We start from the raw sequence: 470 nt of genomic DNA, 5'->3' as shown, positions 1-470 counted from the left end.
GGACGAGCCCGGCCCGTCGGCACCGTTGCGCCGCCCGTTCCAGGCGGTGGTCTGCGGCGGATCGCCGCGCTCGGGAGGCTCGGGCGCCCGGCGCGGCGGGCCTGACGGGTCGGGACCCCGCAGGGCCTGCGGCGGCGCCCAGGAGGACGGGGACGGCTCCCCGAACTGGGACGGATCGTGCCCGCGGAACGGTTGGACCTCGGTCGACTCCTGGTCGGTGTCGGGACGCCGCCGCCGGCCACCGCCTCCGGGCGGGGGGCCGTACAGATCGCCGGGGGTTTCCTCCAGGGATTCGGCGAGTTCGCGTCGGGCCCGACGGCCACCGCGCGTGGGCTGCGCACCGTTCGGGCTGGCGAACGGATCGCTGTGGCCGGGCGCCGGATCGGGTCGTGGCCAGCCGTTCGGCGCCTCGGGCGCCTGGTAGGACCGCTCGCCGAACGGCGGAGCTCCGAACGCGGTCGGGTCGGGGG

General features: G+C 78.1%; 1 pseudogene. It reads right to left on the bottom strand.

Features of this window, described 5'->3' with window-relative positions:
* A pseudogene (locus JZ791_RS44235) lies at positions 1 to 470 on the bottom strand (hypothetical protein); the annotation flags it as partial.

It is taken from the genome of Nocardia alni, assembly GCF_019038435.1.
GTDB classification, from domain to species: domain Bacteria; phylum Actinomycetota; class Actinomycetes; order Mycobacteriales; family Mycobacteriaceae; genus Nocardia; species Nocardia alni.
This window is presented reverse-complemented; position numbering and strand designations above follow the sequence as displayed.